Source organism: Roseococcus sp. SYP-B2431 (assembly GCF_004336745.1).
Lineage (GTDB): Bacteria > Pseudomonadota > Alphaproteobacteria > Acetobacterales > Acetobacteraceae > Roseococcus.
Window position 1 is genome coordinate 739337 of record NZ_SJXD01000011.1, and the last position, 16838, is coordinate 756174.

General features: G+C 70.9%; 16 protein-coding genes. 5 read left to right on the forward strand and 11 right to left on the reverse strand.

The window, feature by feature from the left end; translation table 11 throughout:
* Positions 1–50: 50 nt before the first annotated feature.
* The 4 genes from EJV46_RS04790 to EJV46_RS04800 all read right to left on the reverse strand — a co-directional run bounded on the left by EJV46_RS04790 (position 51) and on the right by EJV46_RS04800 (position 3759).
* Positions 51–461, reverse strand: a complete 411-nt coding sequence (locus tag EJV46_RS04790) for a Zn-ribbon domain-containing OB-fold protein (protein WP_165585343.1) — start codon at positions 459–461, stop codon at positions 51–53.
* A 5-nt stretch (positions 462–466) separates the two neighbouring features.
* Positions 467–1621: a thiolase family protein gene (locus EJV46_RS22680; protein WP_165585344.1), complete on the reverse strand. Its 1155-nt coding sequence runs from the start codon at positions 1619–1621 to the stop codon at positions 467–469.
* Positions 1622–1634: 13 nt separating this feature from the next.
* Entirely contained in the window at positions 1635–2867 is a 1233-nt protein-coding gene (locus EJV46_RS04795) for a CaiB/BaiF CoA-transferase family protein (RefSeq protein WP_131547436.1), read from the reverse strand.
* Between the two features lie 82 nt (positions 2868–2949).
* Positions 2950–3759, reverse strand: a complete 810-nt coding sequence (locus tag EJV46_RS04800; RefSeq protein WP_165585345.1) for a GntR family transcriptional regulator — start codon at positions 3757–3759, stop codon at positions 2950–2952.
* Positions 3760–4124: 365 nt separating this feature from the next.
* Here EJV46_RS04800 and EJV46_RS04805 point away from each other — a divergent pair, with 365 nt between their 5' ends.
* The 3 genes from EJV46_RS04805 (at position 4125) to araD (ending at position 7661) form a co-directional block, all read left to right on the forward strand.
* Positions 4125–5117 carry a tripartite tricarboxylate transporter substrate binding protein gene (locus EJV46_RS04805; RefSeq protein WP_131547438.1) on the forward strand — a complete coding sequence of 331 codons (993 nt, stop codon included), beginning with the start codon at positions 4125–4127 and terminating at the stop codon, positions 5115–5117.
* A gap of 62 nt (positions 5118–5179) precedes the next feature.
* A complete protein-coding gene (locus EJV46_RS04810) occupies positions 5180–5938 on the forward strand; it encodes an SDR family NAD(P)-dependent oxidoreductase (protein ID WP_131547439.1) in 759 nt (252 codons plus the stop codon).
* Position 5939: 1 nt separating this feature from the next.
* Entirely contained in the window at positions 5940–7661 is a 1722-nt protein-coding gene (gene araD, locus EJV46_RS04815; RefSeq protein WP_131547440.1) for an L-arabinonate dehydratase, read from the forward strand.
* A gap of 12 nt (positions 7662–7673) precedes the next feature.
* Here the strand turns inward: araD and EJV46_RS04820 are convergent, their stop codons facing one another.
* From EJV46_RS04820 to EJV46_RS04830, 3 genes are read right to left on the reverse strand one after another with little or no spacing between them, the layout of a single operon-like run.
* On the reverse strand, positions 7674–8357 hold the full coding sequence (locus EJV46_RS04820; protein WP_131547441.1) for a DUF2064 domain-containing protein: 684 nt from the start codon (positions 8355–8357) through the stop codon (positions 7674–7676).
* Positions 8357–9769, reverse strand: a complete 1413-nt coding sequence (locus tag EJV46_RS04825; protein ID WP_131547442.1) for an amidase — start codon at positions 9767–9769, stop codon at positions 8357–8359. The genes EJV46_RS04820 and EJV46_RS04825 overlap by 1 nt, the downstream gene beginning before the upstream one ends.
* Complete coding sequence (locus EJV46_RS04830) at positions 9766–9975, reverse strand: hypothetical protein (RefSeq protein WP_131547443.1); 210 nt, start codon at positions 9973–9975, stop codon at positions 9766–9768. The genes EJV46_RS04825 and EJV46_RS04830 overlap by 4 nt, the downstream gene beginning before the upstream one ends.
* Before the next feature lie 108 nt (positions 9976–10083).
* Here EJV46_RS04830 and EJV46_RS04835 point away from each other — a divergent pair, with 108 nt between their 5' ends.
* Positions 10084–11211 carry a mandelate racemase/muconate lactonizing enzyme family protein gene (locus tag EJV46_RS04835; protein ID WP_240782449.1) on the forward strand — a complete coding sequence of 376 codons (1128 nt, stop codon included), beginning with the start codon at positions 10084–10086 and terminating at the stop codon, positions 11209–11211.
* A gap of 40 nt (positions 11212–11251) precedes the next feature.
* Entirely contained in the window at positions 11252–12205 is a 954-nt protein-coding gene (locus tag EJV46_RS04840; RefSeq protein WP_131547445.1) for a tripartite tricarboxylate transporter substrate binding protein, read from the forward strand.
* A gap of 30 nt (positions 12206–12235) precedes the next feature.
* Here the strand turns inward: EJV46_RS04840 and EJV46_RS04845 are convergent, their stop codons facing one another.
* From EJV46_RS04845 to EJV46_RS04855, 4 genes are all read right to left on the reverse strand, one after another.
* Positions 12236–12829: a DUF882 domain-containing protein gene (locus EJV46_RS04845; RefSeq protein WP_131547446.1), complete on the reverse strand. Its 594-nt coding sequence runs from the start codon at positions 12827–12829 to the stop codon at positions 12236–12238.
* Positions 12830–12831: 2 nt separating this feature from the next.
* Positions 12832–14346 carry a L,D-transpeptidase family protein gene (locus EJV46_RS04850; protein ID WP_131547447.1) on the reverse strand — a complete coding sequence of 505 codons (1515 nt, stop codon included), beginning with the start codon at positions 14344–14346 and terminating at the stop codon, positions 12832–12834.
* Positions 14347–14507: 161 nt separating this feature from the next.
* On the reverse strand, positions 14508–14651 hold the full coding sequence (locus tag EJV46_RS22685; protein ID WP_165585346.1) for a hypothetical protein: 144 nt from the start codon (positions 14649–14651) through the stop codon (positions 14508–14510).
* Positions 14652–14920: 269 nt separating this feature from the next.
* Positions 14921–16801: a biotin carboxylase N-terminal domain-containing protein gene (locus tag EJV46_RS04855; protein ID WP_131547448.1), complete on the reverse strand. Its 1881-nt coding sequence runs from the start codon at positions 16799–16801 to the stop codon at positions 14921–14923.
* Positions 16802–16838 lie beyond the last annotated feature (37 nt).

Here is a 16838-nt window from a genome sequence, read left to right on the forward strand (position 1 = left end):
GGTCCAGGGCAAAAAGCCCTGGCGGGGAGCGCGAGGGGCCGAGCCCCTCGCTAGGCGAGTTCGAAGAACGGCAGCTTCTGCCCCGGCGCTTCCTGCGAGAACGTCACCCTCACCTTCCGCCCGATCAGATCCGCATCCTCCGGCGCCTCGCCCGCGAGCCGGCTGTACATCAGCGGCCCCTCCTCCAGCGTCACGGCGAGCACATGGTAGGGCGCCTCCGGAAAGAAGGAGGGATGCTGCGGCCGGCGCACCAGCGTGTGCGTGCGGATCGTGCCGCGGCCCGACACCGCTACCCATTCCAGCGCGCCGCCGCCGCAATGCGGGCAGCAGACGCGCGGGAAGTAGACGTGCTTCGCGCAGGCGGTGCAGCGCTGGAGCCTTAGCTCCCCGGCGTTGCAGGCCTCGAAGAAGGGCCGGTTGATCGAGGTCAGCCGCGGCATGGGCTTGAGGTCGTTCGCCATCGCCGTCACTCCCGCCCCAGCACGCAGGCGCTGGCGGAGAGGCCGCGCCCGTAGGAGACCTGCCCGTAGCCCGCGACGACGCCGTGCCTCGCATCGGGCACCTGGCGATCGCCTGCCTCGTGGCGAAGCTGGGTCACGGCCTCGTAGACGCCGATCATGCCGCCGCTCGCGCCGCATTGCCCGGCCGAGAGCTGCCCGCCGCCGGTGTTGATGGGCAGCGTGCCCCGCACCGTGCAGTCGTTGTCGCGGATGAGCGTGCCGGCGCCGCCGCGCGGGGCGAAGCCCATGCCTTCCAGCTGCACGAATTCCATCAGCGGGTAGTCGTCATAGAGCTGCACGAAGTCCATGTCCCTGGGGCCGAGCCCCGCCGTGTTCCACATGCGCCCGGCAAAGGTCTCCCAACCGGCGCTGAAGCGGTAGATGTCGTCGGCCGGATGGTTGTGCACCTCGCCGCCGCCGAGGATGCGGATCAGCGGCACGTCGAGCCGCCTGGCAACCGCCTCGCTCGCCAGCACGACCGCATCGGCGCCGCAACATGGCAGCACGCAGTCGAAGAGCCGCAGCGGATCGGCCACGGGGCGGGCGTTGAGGTAGTCCTCCATGCCCATACGCGTGCGGAGCAGCGCGTTGGGGTTGAGCATGGCGTTCTCGCGCTGGGCGATGCAGAGGCGCCCGAAATCCTCCCGCGTCGCGCCGAACTCCTTCATGTAGAGCCGCGTGTGCATGGCGAAGATGCCGTTGGCGGCGCCGTAGCCCCAGGGCCCCATGTAGTCGTGCTGGCCCGGGTTGCGCGACATGTTCATGTGGGAGGTGACGTCGAAGGCGTCGGCCGCGACGATGACCACCACCTCGGCGTCGCCGTGCTGGATCGCGCGCGCCGCCTGCAGCATGCCCGAGACGCCCGAGGCGCCGCCGTAGAGGCCCTGGAAGAGCCAGCGGCAGGTCAGGCCCATATGCTCCGTCATGGTGGTGACGTTGTCGGGACCGAGCGTGAAGGCGGTGACGCCCAGCCCGTCCACGTCGCGGAAGCCGAGGCCCGCGGAGCGAAGCGCGAGGTTGGAAGCCTCCCAGATCAGCCGCTGGACGGGCTTGTCCGTCTTCTTCTCATATGTCGTCTGGCCGGTGCCGACGACGTAGACACCCTCATAGCCCGGACCCATTGGCACTTCCTTCTCAGATCACTTTCGCGGCGCGCAGCCGGTCGTATTCCTCGCGCGGCAGGCCGAGCTCATCGAGCCAGATCGCCTCGTTCTCCTCGCCCAGCTCGCCGCCGGTGCGGTGAACGCGGCCAGGAGTGCGCGACATCCTCGGGATCGCGTTCTGCATGCGCACGGTGCCGAAATGCGGATCGGGCACGGGCACGATGGTCTCGCGGGCGGCGTAATGCGGATCCTGGAAGATGTCGGCGATGGTGAGGATCGGCCCCGCCACCACCTCGCCCTCTTCCAGGATCTTCAGCGCATGGTCGAAGTCGTGCCGCAGGAACCAACCGGTCATGATCTGGTCCAGCACATCGGCATTACGCTGGCGCAGCAGCCCGTCGGTGAAGCGCGGGTCGGTCGCGAGCTCGGCCATGCCCATGGCCTCCACCAGCCGGTTGAAGCTCTTCTGGGTCGAGGCCGAGATGGTGATGTAGCGATCGTCGCGCGTGCGATAGGCGTTGCGCGGGCTATCGGTGGTGGAGCGGTTGCCGATGCGCTCGCGCACCATGCCGATCTGGTCGTAGGCGATGGCCTGGAACTCGATGAGCCGGAACAGCGGCTCGTAGAGGCTGACGTCCACCTCCTGCCCTTTGCCGGAGCGCAGCCGCTCATAGATGCCGAACATGGCGCCCATCACCGCGAAGGTGGAAGCCACGCTGTCCGCCTGCGCATAGGAGGAGGAGAGCGTCGGCGCGCCGTCGGGGAAGCCGGTGAAGGAGGGCAGTCCGGTGAAGGCCTCGGCCACGGTTCCGTAGCCGCCGCGCTGCGCGTAGGGGCCGGTCTGGCCGTAGCCGGAGACGCGCACCATCACGAGGCGCGGATTGATCTTCGCGAGATCCTCGTAGCCGAGGCCCCAGCGCTCGAAGGTTCCGGGCCGGTAGTTCTCGACCAGGATGTCGGCGTGCTCGACCAGGCGCTTCAGCAGCGCTTGTCCCTCGGGCTTGGAGAGATTCAGCGTGACGTTCCGCTTGTTCCTCGCGATCACCTTCCACCAGAGGGATTTTCCGTCCTTCTCCGGCGGGCGGGAGCGCATGGCGTCGCCCTGCACCGGGTGCTCGATCTTGATCACCTCGGCGCCGAAATCCGCCATCATGGTGCAGGCGAGCGGGGCCGCGATCATCTGCCCCGCATCGATGACGCGCAGGCCGTGCAGCGGCCCCTTGGAGGGCGCGGCAGGCGCGGTGTGGCAGATCTGATCGGGCATTCGCGGACATCCTTTGTCTAGGTGGACAGACAAATCCGATCGGAAGCTATGAGGCGACGCCCCTTCGGGCAAGAGGCCCCCGTCAATCTTCCTGCGTGCTGGCCATTCGCGGGCCGGCCGGCCTGCGGAGCCCCGCAGCCCGCGCCGGCTGCCGTCCGCCCGGGCCCGCAGGCTGGGCGAGCTTGACCGTGTAGTAGTAGCGGTCGGACCGGTAGAGCGACCGGAAATAGACGGCGAACTTCTCGCCCTCCAGCAAATAGAGTCTGGTCAGGCACAGCAGCGGCGCGCCGATCGGCACGTCCAGCAGCTCGGCCGACTGGATATCGGCGGCCACCGCCTCGATGGATTGCTGATCCTCCCAGATCGGCAGATCGAGAGTCTCGCGCAGCTCGCGATCGATGGAGGCCCGGGTGAGGTCGAGGGCGGCGATGCGCGTGCCGATCTCGGGCAGCATCCAGCCGTCATGCCAGGCGAAGGGCCGGCCCTCGAAGTGGCGAAGCCGCGTGATGCGGAAGAGCGGCAGCTCGGGGTCGAGGCCGAGCTGCTCGGCCAGGGCGCCGGGGATCCGCCCCGGGCCCGCCTGGAGGACCTTGGCCTCGGTGTCCAGGTTGAGCGCGTAGAAATCCTCGGCCATGCCGGTCAGGCGCCGTTCCGGGCGGCGGCGCGGCAGCCGGGCGATGAAGGTCCCGCGGCCGCGCGTGCGCTCGATGATGCCGTCCTGCTCCAACGCCGCCAGCGCCGAGCGGATGGTCTCCCGGCTCACCGAGAATTCGGCGCAGAGGGCGTGTTCCGTGGGAAGCTGGTCGCCCGGCCGCATGGTGCCCTCGATGCGGTCGAGCAGGATGCGGCGCACGTGGAGATACTTGGGATAGGGATTGAAGAACTTACGCACGCTGATGTCCGGAAAGGTCCTGGACTTTCTTTTCCGGATCCGACGCGCGCGCAAGCGACGGCGCCATCGGGCAGAAGGCGTTGCGGAGCCCGGGCAAGCGCCGATTTCGTCTGGAAGGACGGCGTTCAGGCCAAGGAGCATGACGGGCAATCGGCAAGACGAACATTCTCCCTGGACTGAAGGCCCGCGGGGTCATGGGCTGGATTCCAATCATAGGCCGAATATCAGCTATGCCGGAATACCTCCCGCATGCCGTTCCACAGGCCAGCAGGACAAAGGGCGGGCGCGCGTTCCGCATCGTCGCCCGTCTCGCGCGCGCGCCGGAACCGGATTAATCTTCGGCCAACACCCGGGAGAAAATATCCATGATCCGCATTCCGCGCCGCGGCGCCCTTGCCCTGCCCTTCGCAGGACTTGCCGGCCCCCTTGCGGCCCCTGCCCTCGCGCAAGCTGCCTGGCCCGATCGCCCGGTCAACATGATCGTTCCCTTCGCGCCCGGGGGCACGCCCGACATCGGCGCGCGCCTCGTCCAGCCGAAGATGAGCGAGTTCCTCGGCCAGCCCGTCACCGTCGAGAACCGCGCGGGCGCCGGCTCCACCATCGGCACGCGCGCCGTCGTGCAGGCGCGGCCGGACGGCCACACCGTGCTGATGGGCTCCATCTCCTTCCTCACGGCCCCGCTCACGGCCCAGCCCATGCCCTTCGACCCGGTCGAGACGCTGCGCTGCGTGAGCCTCGTCTCCACCTCGCCCTATGTCGTCGTGGTCCGCGCCGACAGCCCGGCGCGCGACATCGCGGGCTTCCACGCGCTGGCGCGCCAGCGCGGCGCCGCGATGAACTACGGCTCGGCCGGCAACGGCACGCCCTTCCACCTGGGCGCCGAGCTCTACAAGCTGAAGATGGGCGTGGACATGACGCATATCGCCTATCGCGGCACCGGCCCGTCGCTCGTGGCGCTCCTCGCCGGCGAGGTGGACGTGCTGTTCTGCGACGTGCCGGGCGCGACCCCGCATATCCGCTCGGGCGCGATCCGGCCGCTCGGCACCATGGTCGCCAACCGCATCGCGCAGCTCCCCGACGTGCCGACCCTGGCCGAGAGCGACCCGCGGCTGAGCGACTACGACGTCTATACCTGGGCCATGCTGGTGGCACCGAAGGCGACGCCGGACGGGCCGGTGAACCGCCTGAACGAGGCGGTGCTCCGTGCGGCGCGGGCGCCGGAGGTGGCGGCGCGCTTCGCCGAGCTGGGCTTCGACTATGTCGGCTCGACGCCGGCCGACGGCGACGCGCGGCTGGCGCGCGAGAAGGCGAAGTGGACCGAGGTGATCCGCGCGGCGAATATCCGCGTGGACCTGTAGCCCCCCGGTTGCGTCGGCCCGCCTCGCGTGGTGCCTTGCGCCGGCAAGCGCAGGAGGAAGGCATGGACGTGAAGGGCGCCGTCGCGATCGTGACGGGAGGGGCCTCGGGCCTCGGCCATGCGACGGCCAAGCGCCTCGCGGCAGCGGGCGCGAAGGTTCTTGTCGTGGACCAGGCGGCCTCCGCGGGCGCCGAGGTGGCGCAGCAGCTGGGCGGCGGATTCGCCGTGGCCGATGTCGCCGACGAGGCCAGCATGCAGGCCGCCGTCGCGCAGGCCGAGGCGATGGGCCCGGTGCGGGTGCTGGTGCATTGCGCGGGCCGCGGCGGCGCGCTGCGCATCCTGGAGAAGGACGGCACGCCCGGCAGCCTCGCCCATTACGCCGAGATCATCCGCGTGAACCTCACCGGGACCTTCAACGCCCTGCGCCTCGCCGCGGCCGCCATGGCGAAGACCGATCCCATCGACGGCGAGCGCGGCGTCTGCGTCCTCACCGCCTCCATCGCCGGCATCGAGGGGCAGATCGGCCAGATCCCCTACGCCTCCTCCAAGGCCGGCGTCATCGGCATGACGGTGGTGGCCGCGCGCGACCTCGCCAGCCGGGGCATCCGCGTCTGCACCATCGCGCCCGGCATCTTCGACACCCCTATGCTCCAGCGCCTGCCCGACGCGGTGAAGGCCTCGCTGGCGCAGGGCGTGCCCAACCCGCACCGCCTCGGCCATCCCGACGAATATGGAAAGCTCGCCATGACCATCATCGAGAACGCCTATCTGAACGGCGAGACGATCCGTCTCGACGGCGCGCTCCGGATGGCCCCGCGCTGACATGACGAAGAAGCCGGAGGAGTTGCGCAGCCACCGCTGGTTCGGGGTCGAGACGATGCGCTCGGCCAATCACCGCTCGCGCCTGCTGCAGCTCGGCTACGACGCGCCCGAGTTCCGCGGCAAGCCGCTGATCGGCATCATCAACACCTGGTCCGACCTGATGCACTGCCACGGCCATTTCCGCGAGCGCGCGCAGGACGTGAAGCGCGGCGTCTGGCAGGCCGGCGGCGTGCCGATGGAGCTGCCCGCCATGGCGCTGCCGGAGGTCTTCCAGAAGCCCTCCACCATGCTCTACCGGAACTTCCTGTCGATGGAGACGGAGGAGCTGGCGCGCTCGCTCCCCATCGACGGCCTGGTCCTGATGGGCGGCTGCGACAAGACCGGCCCCGGGCTGATCATGGGCGCCATCAGCATGGGCATCCCCACCATCTACGTGCCCGCCGGGCCCATGCTGCGCGGCAACTGGCGCGGCAGGAAGCTCGGCTCGGGCAGCGACGTCTGGAAGTACTACGCCGAGCTGCGCGCCGGCACGATCAGCCAGCAGGACTGGAACGACATGGAGGCGGGGCTGTCCCGCTCCGCCGGCACCTGCATGACGGCGGGAACGGCCAGCACCATGGCGCTGGCCGCCGAGGCGATGGGCCTCACGCTGCCCGGCGCGGCCAGCATTCCGGCGGTGGATTCCGGCCATGCGCGCATGGCCTCGGGCGCGGGCTCGCGCATCGTGGGCATGGTGTGGGAGGACCTCACCATCGCCAAGCTGCTGGACCAGCGCAGCTTCGACAACGCCGTCGCCGCGACCATGGCCTTCGGCGGCTCGACGAACGCCATCCCGCACCTGATCGCCATGGCCCGGCGCGCGGGAATCGAGATGGATCTGGAGCGATTCGACAAGATCAGCGCGCGCGTCCCGCTGATCACCAACCTGCGGCCGAACGGCGACACCTACCTCATGGAGGACTTCTTCTGTGCGGGCGGCAGTCGCGCCTTCCTGGCGACCCTGGCGCCGCATCTGGAGCTCGACGCCGTGACGGTGAACGGCACCCTGGGGGCGCAGATCGAGGGGGCCGAGACCTACGACACGGACATCATCCGCAGCCTCGAAAACCCCCTCCAACCCGAGGGCGGCGTGGCCATCCTGCGGGGCTCGCTGGCCCCTGACGGCGCGGTCATCAAGCACAGCGCGGCGAGCCCGGAGAAGCTGGTCCATACCGGCCCCGCCATCGTCTTCGAGGATTATGAGGATCTCGACGCCCGCCTCGACGACCCCGACCTGCCGGTCACGCCCGACAGCGTGCTCGTCCTGCGCTGCGGCGGCCCGGTGGGCGCGCCCGGCTTTCCCGAATGGGGCATGATGCCCATCCCGAAGAAGCTGCTGAAGGAGGGCGTGCGCGACATGGTCCGTGTCTCCGACGCCCGCATGTCCGGCACGAGCTACGGCACCTGCGTGCTGCATGTCGCGCCGGAATCGGCGCTGGGCGGGCCGCTCGCCCTGGTGCGCGACGGCGATCTCATCCGGCTGGACGTGCCCGGCCGGCGGATCGACCTCCTGGTGGAGGAGGCGGAGCTCGCCGCGCGGCGCGCCGCCTGGGCGCCGCGCAAGCCGGCGCAGGAGCGCGGCTGGACCGGCCTCTACCAGCGCAGCGTCCGCCAGGCCGACACCGGCTGCGACATGGATTTCCTGGAGCGTGGCGCCGCCGCGCCGGAGCCGGAGATCCACTGAGGCAGGCAGGGCTCAGCCCTGCAGCACGGCCCGCGTCGCATGGGCGGGAAAGGGCGGCAGCGGCGAGCCGTTCGGCGGCGCGAGCCCGTCGAGGCCGGCCCGCAGCAGGCCGAGGTCCGCCGCGTCGTCGACGTCGTGCCAGAACTGCAGCTCGCGGAAGCTCAGCCCTTCCGCCTTCGCCCGCGCGCGGGTGGCGGAGAGAACCTCCGGGCCGTTCGACGGCATGCCGCGCAGCAGGGCGGGCAGCGGCCGCGCGAAGCCGATGGCGCAATAGCCACCGTCGAGCGTCGGGACACAGCCCGCATCGGCGCCGGAACGCAGCGCGTCGAACAGCAGTTCGAGCAGCGCCGGCGGCAAGGTCGGCGCATCCGTGCCCAGCAGCACGACGGGCGCGGCGCCGCGCGAGAAGAGATGCGCCGCGGCCCATTCCCGGCGGGTGGCGATATCGCCTTCCGCCTGCGGATGGAGCTTCATGCCGGGCAGCAGCTCGGCCATCTCGGCACTCGTCCCGAGGGGCGTGTGGAAGACCGTGACCTGCCCCGTCTCGCGCCGCGCGACCTCCTGCCCGAGTGCGACCGTGTCCTGAAGGAAGGCCTGCGCCAGGGCGAAGGCGCGCTCGACGCCGATGACGGCCTCCAGCCGCGCCCTGGCGAGGCGCGGCGGACGGCACACCAGGCCGATCGCGGGCCGGCTCATCAGAAGGGGGTCCGCCTGTGCCAGTCCGTCTCCCGCTGGAACGCATCCGCGACCTTCAGCAGCCGCGCCTCCGCGAAGGGCCGCGCGGCGAGCTGGAGGCCCAGCGGCAGGCCCCCGTCGTCGAAGCCCGCGGGGATGCTGACCGTCGGCAGGCCCAGGTAGTTGAAGGGCCGCGTGTTGCGCGACAGGTCCATGAAGCGGTCCCAGTTGTCGGGATCGGCGTCGATGTCGGTCTCCGCCCGCGTCGGCACGCGGTCGCGCAGGGTGGGCGTCGCGACGATGTCGAAGCGGCCCAGCGCCTCGTCGCAGAAGCGGCGCAGCAGCGGGCCGCGGCGCGACAGCGCTTCCAGATAGGCCGTCGCCGGGATGGCGTTGCCGCCATAGATGCGGGCCGAGAGATGGGCGGCGTAGTCGCCCGCCCGCTCGCGCATCCATTGCTGGTGGATGGTGGCGCCCTCCACGCGCGAGACGATGCCCGTATAGGTGGCCACGGCGAAGAGCGAGCCGGGCTTCACCACCTCGACCGCGGCGCCGAGCCCCTTCAGCACGGCCATCGCCGCCTCGAAGCCCTTCAGCACCGAGGCGTCGATGTCGTCGAAGAACCAGCTCTGGCAGACAGCGACGCGCAGCCCGCGGATGTCGCCGTCCAGCCCGGCCTCGCTGGCGGCGACGGGCTCCTTCGAGCTGGTCGGGTCGCCCGGGCAGGCGCCGGCCGTGACATCGAGGAACCGTGCCGCATCGCGCGCCGTGCGGCAGAGCGGACCCACATTGTCGGCTGAGAAGGAAAGCGGCATCACCCCGGTCCGCGGCACGCGCGTCTGCGTGGGCTTGAGGCCGGTCACGCCGCACATGGCCGCCGGCAGGCGAATCGAGCCGCCAGTGTCCGAGCCCAGCGCCGCCGTCACGATGCGCGCGCCCACGATGGCCCCCGAGCCGGAAGAGGAGCCGCCGGTGCAATGGGCCGCGTTCCACGGATTCATCGCGTCGCCGAAATGGGCGTTGTGGCCGGTCGGGTTCTGCGCGAATTCGGCCATGTTCAGCGTGCCGCAGTCGATCGCGCCGGCCGCGTCGAGCCGTTGCAGCACGGTCGCCGTCACCGCCGGCACGAAGTCGCGGCGGATCCTGCTGCCGCAGGTGCTGACCTTGCCGGCACGGTAGTACATGTCCTTGTGCATCATCGGCACGCCGGCGAGCTTGCCCGGCCTGGCGCCGGCTTTCCGGGCCTGATCCGCCGCCGCCGCCGCGACGCGCGCCTCGTCGCGATCGAGGCGGACCACCGCATTCACCTTCCCGCCATGCCGCTCCAGCCGATGCAGGGTCGCGTCGAGCAGCGATGCCGCGGTCACGTCGCCGCGGGCGAAAGCGTCGGCGGCCTCGGTCATGGAAAGCTCGGCCAGCGCGTCCGGGCTCACGCCTCGGGCTCCTTGCAGGCGGCCAGCGCGGCCTCGAAGCTCGCGGGCTCGTCCTCGAAGACCAACTCGCCCCGCAGCTTCTCCAGCGCCGCGATCAGCCCCTCGAAATCCTTCAGCCCGTGGCGCGCGGCGGCGTTGGGCGCCGCGATCCCCTGCCAGCGCCGGATCGAATCCATGAGGGGAAGGGCGAGCCTGCTGTCGGCCATGAGGATTCTCCTGCTGCGCTGCGATACTGGCGCGGGATTCATACGCTTGCCAGCCCCTCCCGCATGCCGCAGCCTCTCCTCAAACGGGAGAAGACAGCCTTGAAGATCGTGGATATTCGCGCCTTTCCCATCAGCTTTCCCTTGCCGCCCGGCGGTCCGCGCCTCGGCGTCGGCCAGGCGGTGAAGCGCGACGCGGTGATGGTGAAGGTCACCACCGAGGACGGCATCGTCGGCTGGGGCGAATCCCACCACGGCCGCGCGCACACCGCCGTCGCCAAGCTCGTCGAGACCACCCTGCGCAGCCTCGTCCTCGGCATGGACGCGGCGGACGTCGTGGGCGTCTGGGCGAAGATCTACAAGGGCCAACTCGCCTCGCACGGCATGGGCGCGGGCACCTCGCTGGCCATGAGCGGCATCGACATGGCGCTGTGGGACATCCGCGCCAAGGCCGCCGGCTGGCCGCTCTACAAGCTGCTCGGCGGCACCTCGCGGCCCATCCCCGCCTATGCCGGCGGCGTGGCGCTCGGCTACCAGCCGCCCGAGCAGCTGATCGCCGAGGCGGAGCCGCACATGGCCGCCGGCTACAAGGCGCTGAAGCTGCGCGTCGGCGACAATCCGCGCGACGACATCGCCCGCATGGAGGCGGTGCGGAAGCATTTCGGCGACGAGGTCGAGATCCTGACCGACGCCAATATCGGCTACACCATCGAGGATGTCCGCCGCGTGATGCCCGCCATGGACGCGCTGAACATCGGCTGGCTCGAGGAGCCCTTCCCCGCCCACGACCATGAATCCTACCGCCAGGCCGCGGGTTATGGCCGCACCCCTCTAGCGGCGGGGGAGAACCACTTCACGCGCTACGAGTTCAGCCGCGTCCTGCAGGACGGCGTCATCCGCATCTGGCAGGCCGACCTCTCCAAGAGCGGCGGCATCACCGAATGCCTGCGCATCGCGGCGATGGGCAGCGCCTTCAAGATCCCCTTCCACCCGCATTCCTCGATGACCGGCGTGAACCAGGCGGCCTCGATCCATCTGCTCTGCGCGATCGACAATGGCGGCTACTTCGAGGCCGACATCAGCCGCGCCAACAAGTTCCGCGACGAGCTGGGCAGCACGCCCTGGACGATCGGCGCCGACGGCTGCGTGCTGCCGAACGAGACGCCCGGCATCGGCGTCGAGATCGACGAGGATTTCCTCCGGGCCCATCCGCCGATCGAGGGGCCCGGTTACGTCTGACTGGGGTTACGTCCGAACCAACAAGAAAGGATCACGGGAGATGAAGCCACGCCTGCTCGGGGCGGCCCTGGCCGCCCTTCTCGCTCTCGCGCCGCCATCCGGCCGCGCGCAGGATGTCCGCTTCCTCTGCGGCTTCGCCGCCGGCGGCACCTGCGACATCCTGACGCGCCTCCTCGCCGACAAGCTCGGGCCGGTCCTCAACCAGCGCGTCGTGGTCGAGAACCGCACCGGCGCCGGCGGCCTCATCGCCGCCGAATTCGTCGCGCGCTCGGCGCCGGACGGAAACACCGTCTTCCTCGTCAGCATGGCCAATATGACGGTCATGCCCGTCATGCCCGGAACCCGCATGCCCATCGACGTGGACCGCGAGCTGACGCCGATCGGCATGGTGGCGAATGTCTACAACGTCCTCGTCACCGGCCCGCAGGCGCGTTTCCAGGACGTGCCCTCGCTCGTCGCCCTGGCCCGGGCCGAGCCCGGCCGGCTGACCTATGCCTCCACGGGCAACGGATCCTCGCAGCATCTGGCGGCCGCCCTCTTCGAGCGGATGGCGGGCGTGAGCCTGCTGCACGTCCCCTTCCGCGGCGGCGCGCCGGCCATCGTCGAGATGACCGCGGGCCGCGTGGACATGATGTTCGGCAACATGCCCGAATTCCTGGGCCAGATTCGCGGCGGCGGGCTGCGGGCCGTGGCCTATGGCGCGCCCCGGCCCTCCCCGCTCCTGCCCCTGCCGCTGATCGGCGAGACCGTCCCGGGCTTCGAGATGTCCTCCTGGTTCGGCGTCGCCGGGCCGGCGAACCTGCCCCCGGCCGCGCTGGACCGCTGGGTGGGCGCGCTCCGCCAGGTCGGCGCCGATCCGGACTTCCAGCGGAGGATGACGGAGAACGCCATGGAGATCACGCTCTCGGGGCCGGACGAGTTCCGGACCTCCATCCAGCGCGACCGCGCGCGGTGGGCCGATGTCATCCAGCGGTCGAATATCAGGGCCGAATGAGAGGCTGGGGGGATCGCGCCGATTCCCCAGCTACCAGCGCCGCGAGGGACCGCAATCCAGATGGACGAAGCCGTCGCGCCGGTAGAGGCCCACGCCGCCGGTCTGCAGGTCGGCGGCCAGGCGCGCAATGCCGAGCGAGTTGCGCCCCGGCAGGCGGCAGTCGCAGGCCATGCCCGACATATGCAGGGAGGCGCGGCTCACCCGGCGGGACGCCCGCGCCCTGACCGCATTGGTCTCCGGCGCGCGATAGCCGCTGATGACCTCCCAGGACTCGGTGCTCTCCAACCGCGATCGCACGGTGTTCAGCACATCGAAGAGGCGCGGGTCCATCGGCGTCGCCTCGGTCATGCGCGGGTCGCGCAGCACCCAGTCGAGCTTCTGCAGGGCCTCGCGGTCGTAGCGGCCGTCGCGCCAGTACACGCCGTCAAAGGATTCGCCGGTCTGCGCGCGGCTGATCGCGATGCTGCGCGTCGCCCCGTTGCCGAGCCGCTGGGCGATGGCCTCCGGCGCCATCGCCGCGAAGCCGAGGCCGAGCATGGCCCCGAGGGCCCCGCGCCGCCCCGCGCAGGCGAGCGAATCGTCGGCCCCCTCGCAGGCCGGGCAGGAATGCTGGAACAGGCGCATGGTCACAGCGCCGCCGCCATGGGCACGCCCGGCATTCTCTGGCGACTGTCCATCGCGCGGGCATAGGCCGCGTCGAGCCCATAGATGTCCTGGCGGATACGCATGTCGGCGCCCTCCACGGTGATGGTGTTGTAATGCAGCCGCACCGGCAGCTGACGCCGGATCGCGTTCACGGAAGTCGCGCGCCCCGCCACGACGCGGTCGGCGCGGGCCCGGTCCCAGCCGGGCGTGCCGTCGAGCACGAGCATGAGGAAATCCATCGGCCTCTCCAGCCGGATGCAGCCCGAGGAGCGGGCGCGATCCGCCAGCCGGAAATACTGCCGATCGGGGGTGTCGTGCATGTAGATGTCGTCACCGTTCGGCATGATGAACTTCAGCCGGCCCAACGCGCTGGCATCGCCCGCATCCTGGCGGATGATGTAGGGGAAGCGGTTGGGATTGACCGCGTGCCAGTCGACCGTCGTGGGGTCGATCTCGACGACCTCGCCGTCGATCCGCTGGAAGATGCGGAAGCCGCGCGCCGCCACGGCCGCGGGATCACGCCGCAGCCGGGGCAGGACATCCTCCTTGGCGTTGCGGGCGGGCACGCCCCAGGGCGGGTTGAACTGCACGGCCGTCAGCCGGGCCTGGATCATCGGCGTCTGCCGCGCGACGCTGCCGACCACGACCGCCATGTCCATGATGACGCGGGCGTCGTCATAAACCTTCAGCCGGTAGTCGGGGATGTTCACCTCGATGCGGCGATCGCGCGGGCGAGCGGGCGCGCCCCGGCGCATGTCCATCGCCACGCGAATCTGGTTGACGATGGATTGCGGCGAACGGTTCAGCGCCGTCATGGTCGCAAGGCCCACCCGCGCGTCGGCTTCCGTGCCCACGGCCGCCTGGAACCGGCGCACCGCCGCCTGGAGGTTCTCGTCATAGACCGGGCCCGTGCCGAGATCGGCCGCCAGCACCGGGTCGGTCGCGGCCAGCCGGGCGCGCAGGGCGTTCACCCGGGTCTCGTCCGTGGCATTCGGCTCCAGCACGCGGCCGCCGACCGGGAAGCCCGGCCAGCCCACAAGGGCCCGCGCCCGCGCGGCGGCGAGAGCGCTCTTCAGGATGACGAGTTCCGGCGTCGTCGCGGAAGCGCGGTCGAGCACCTCGGCCGGCTCGGCGGAATCGGCGACCTGCTGCATCCAGGTGTTGAGCGTGGCGGCGTTCGCCTCGCGCAGGAGGTCCATCCGGCCCGGGATCGAGGCGACGCGCCCCTGCACCAGATCGGCCAGGACGAGGCCCGTGCCGCGCGCGATCGCCGCCGGATCCTGGAGGTTCTGCGAGTTCAGCCCGTACCAGCGCGGGTCGAGCCCGTCCTCCTCGACGCGCGAGAGCCGCTCGGCCAGGCGGCGCATCGCCTCCGGCGAAGCCACCATCGTGCGGCCCGCCGGCCCGGGGCCCTGGGCCGAAGCGGAAGAGAGGGGCGCGGCAGCGGCGGGCGCGGCGAGGGCCGCGACTCCTGCGAGAAATTGGCGACGGTCCATGTGGATAAGTCTAGCGCGTATCGCCCATGCCGCAAAGGGATCAGGCCTCGCAGGTCGCTTGGACGCGCAGCGACAGGCGTCCCGACTGCGGCCATCCATGCGGAACCGCCGGCCGCGCGCGGCCGGCGGGCACGACGAGCAGGCGGCAAGGCCGCCCGGCATCAGCCGATGACGTAGCCCAGCACGAGGATGCCGACGACGAGGAAGATGACGGCACGGAGCACCGCCCAGAATTCCCCCTTCGCGGAGCCTTCCTCGGCTTTCGCGATCCGGATGACGGTCCCGCGGGCTGGGTCCGCGGTCATTGCCCCGGCGGGGGCCCTTTGATCATCGGCCATATGCGTCGCTTCCTTGCTGACCTGCTCGTCTCACCCCCGGGCGAAGCCCGATGCAGCGGCGAGCGGCTGCTGGCCAGACATGACCTCAACCGTGCCGTTCAAGTCAAGAACCATCCGGTGATCGAAACAAGAGCGCGTTCTCGCCATTCGGGATCCCACTGACGCAACGCGCGCATGCGAGGCCAGGCATTCAACACAAGGTTGTATTCGCTTTCACTTGCCTCAACCGGCGGGGATCAGGGCTTCAGGGCCGCGATCTCGGTTCCCTCCTCCACGCTCTCGCCTTCCGTGCAGCCGACATGGTCGATCACCCCGTCCCGCGGCGCCCGGATCTTGATCTCGGTCTTCATGGCTTCCAGCACGGCCAGGAGCTGACCCTTCCTCACGCGGTCTCCGGCGGCGGCGAGGAGACGCACGACCCGCCCCGGTATGGGGGCCGAGAGCCGGCTCTCCTGGGCGGCGTCGTCGCGGGCCGGGGCGTAGGGATCGAGGGCGCCCAGCAGCCAGAGGTTGCCCTCCTCGGTCACGGCCTCGGTGCCGACGAGGCCCGGCGGAAGCGTGGTCCCGTCGAGGGCCATGCCGCGCGGCGAGGCGCGCAGGGTGATCCGCCGGGCGACGCCGCCGTCGTCGAGCAGCGCGACGCGCTCGGCCTCGCCATGGAGCCGCCAGGAGTCGCGCCGCTCCCAGGCCGAGGGTCCGGGCGGCGGCGGTGCCGCGGCGCGCGCCAGGGCAGAAGGGGGCGCGGGCTCCGGCGGGCCCAGCAAGGCCCCCGCATGGCGCGCGATGAAGCCGGTGTCCAGCTCGGCCCGGCGCAGGGCAGGATGCGCGGCCAGGCGCCGGAGGAAGGGCAGGTTCGTGGCGAGGCCGGAAACCGCGCTCCGGCGCAGCATGCCCTCCAACGCGGCGAGCGCGGCCTCCCGGTCGGGGCCCTGGCCGATGAGCTTCGCGATCATCGGATCATAAAAGGCGGTGACGGCATCGCCCTCGGCCACGCCGGCATCGACGCGCCCCGTCTCCGGCAGGACGAGGCGCCGCAAGGCGCCGGTCGCCGGGCGGAAATCCTGGGCCGGATCCTCGGCATAGAGACGCACCTCGACCGCATGGCCCTGCTGCGGCGGCGGCCAATGCGCGGGAATGGCTTCGCCGGCGGCGATGCGGAGCTGCCATTCCACCAGGTCGAGGCCGGTGATGGCCTCGGTGACCGGATGCTCCACCTGGAGGCGGGTGTTCATCTCCAGGAACCAGGCCTCGCCGTCCTCGACGATGAACTCGACCGTGCCGGCATTCACATAGCCGACGGCCCGCGCCGCCGCGATCGCCGACTCGTGCAGGCGGTCGCGCAGGGCGTCAGGGAGGTCGGGCGCGGGCGCCTCCTCCAGCACCTTCTGGTGACGGCGCTGGATGGAGCAGTCGCGCGTGTGCAGGTGGACGACGTGCCCCCGGCTGTCGCCGAAGACCTGCACCTCCACATGGCGCGGCCGCTGGAGGTACTTCTCCAGCAGCACGCGGTCGTCACCGAAGGCGGATTTCGCCTCGCGCCGCGCGCCCTCCAGTTCCTCGGCGAAGGTCTCCGGCGAAAAGACGGGGCGCATCCCCTTCCCGCCCCCGCCGGCGCTGGCCTTGATGAGCACGGGAAAGCCGATCCGCGCGGCTTCGGCGGCAAGGAGGGAACCCTCCTGCGCCTCCCCATGATAGCCAGGGACCGTCGGCACGCCGGCCGCGACCATCAGGCGCTTGCTCTCCGCCTTGCTGCCCATGGCGCGGATGGCGGCGGGCGTGGGGCCGACGAAGGCGATGCCGGCGGCGGCGCAGGCCTCGGCGAAATCTGCGTTCTCCGAGAGGAAGCCGTAGCCGGGATGGAGGGCCTGGGCGCCGGTGCGCCGGGCGACCTCCAGGATGACATCGCCGCGCAGGTAGGATTGCGCGGCGGGCGCCGGGCCGATGGGATGCGCCTCGTCGGCCTCGCGGACGTGCAGCGCGCGGGCATCGGCCTCGCTGAAGACGGCGACGGTGGCAATGCCGAGGCGCCGGGCGGTCCGGATGACGCGGCAGGCGATCTCGCCGCGGTTCGCAATCAGGATCTTGCGGAACTTCGCGGGGTTACCGGAGCATGGCATTGGCGGAGCGCCTCCTAGGGATTGGGTGCGGGCCAGG

Bases quoted from the DNA above. Each gene is read 5' to 3' on its own strand.
- EJV46_RS04830 (WP_131547443.1), bottom strand. From the start codon at position 9,975: ATGGCCGACAGCAGGCTCGCCCTTCCCCTCATGGATTCGATCCGGCGC.
- EJV46_RS22685 (WP_165585346.1), bottom strand. From the start codon at position 14,651: ATGACCGCGGACCCAGCCCGCGGGACCGTCATCCGGATCGCGAAAGCC.
- EJV46_RS04850 (WP_131547447.1), bottom strand. From the start codon at position 14,346: ATGGACCGTCGCCAATTTCTCGCAGGAGTCGCGGCCCTCGCCGCGCCC.
- EJV46_RS22680 (WP_165585344.1), bottom strand. From the start codon at position 1,621: ATGGGTCCGGGCTATGAGGGTGTCTACGTCGTCGGCACCGGCCAGACG.
- EJV46_RS04790 (WP_165585343.1), bottom strand. From the start codon at position 461: ATGGCGAACGACCTCAAGCCCATGCCGCGGCTGACCTCGATCAACCGG.
- EJV46_RS04840 (WP_131547445.1), top strand. From the start codon at position 11,252: ATGAAGCCACGCCTGCTCGGGGCGGCCCTGGCCGCCCTTCTCGCTCTC.
- araD (WP_131547440.1), top strand. From the start codon at position 5,940: ATGACGAAGAAGCCGGAGGAGTTGCGCAGCCACCGCTGGTTCGGGGTC.
- EJV46_RS04820 (WP_131547441.1), bottom strand. From the start codon at position 8,357: ATGAGCCGGCCCGCGATCGGCCTGGTGTGCCGTCCGCCGCGCCTCGCC.
- EJV46_RS04795 (WP_131547436.1), bottom strand. From the start codon at position 2,867: ATGCCCGATCAGATCTGCCACACCGCGCCTGCCGCGCCCTCCAAGGGG.
- EJV46_RS04810 (WP_131547439.1), top strand. From the start codon at position 5,180: ATGGACGTGAAGGGCGCCGTCGCGATCGTGACGGGAGGGGCCTCGGGC.
- EJV46_RS04855 (WP_131547448.1), bottom strand. From the start codon at position 16,801: ATGCCATGCTCCGGTAACCCCGCGAAGTTCCGCAAGATCCTGATTGCG.
- EJV46_RS04805 (WP_131547438.1), top strand. From the start codon at position 4,125: ATGATCCGCATTCCGCGCCGCGGCGCCCTTGCCCTGCCCTTCGCAGGA.
- EJV46_RS04845 (WP_131547446.1), bottom strand. From the start codon at position 12,829: ATGCGCCTGTTCCAGCATTCCTGCCCGGCCTGCGAGGGGGCCGACGAT.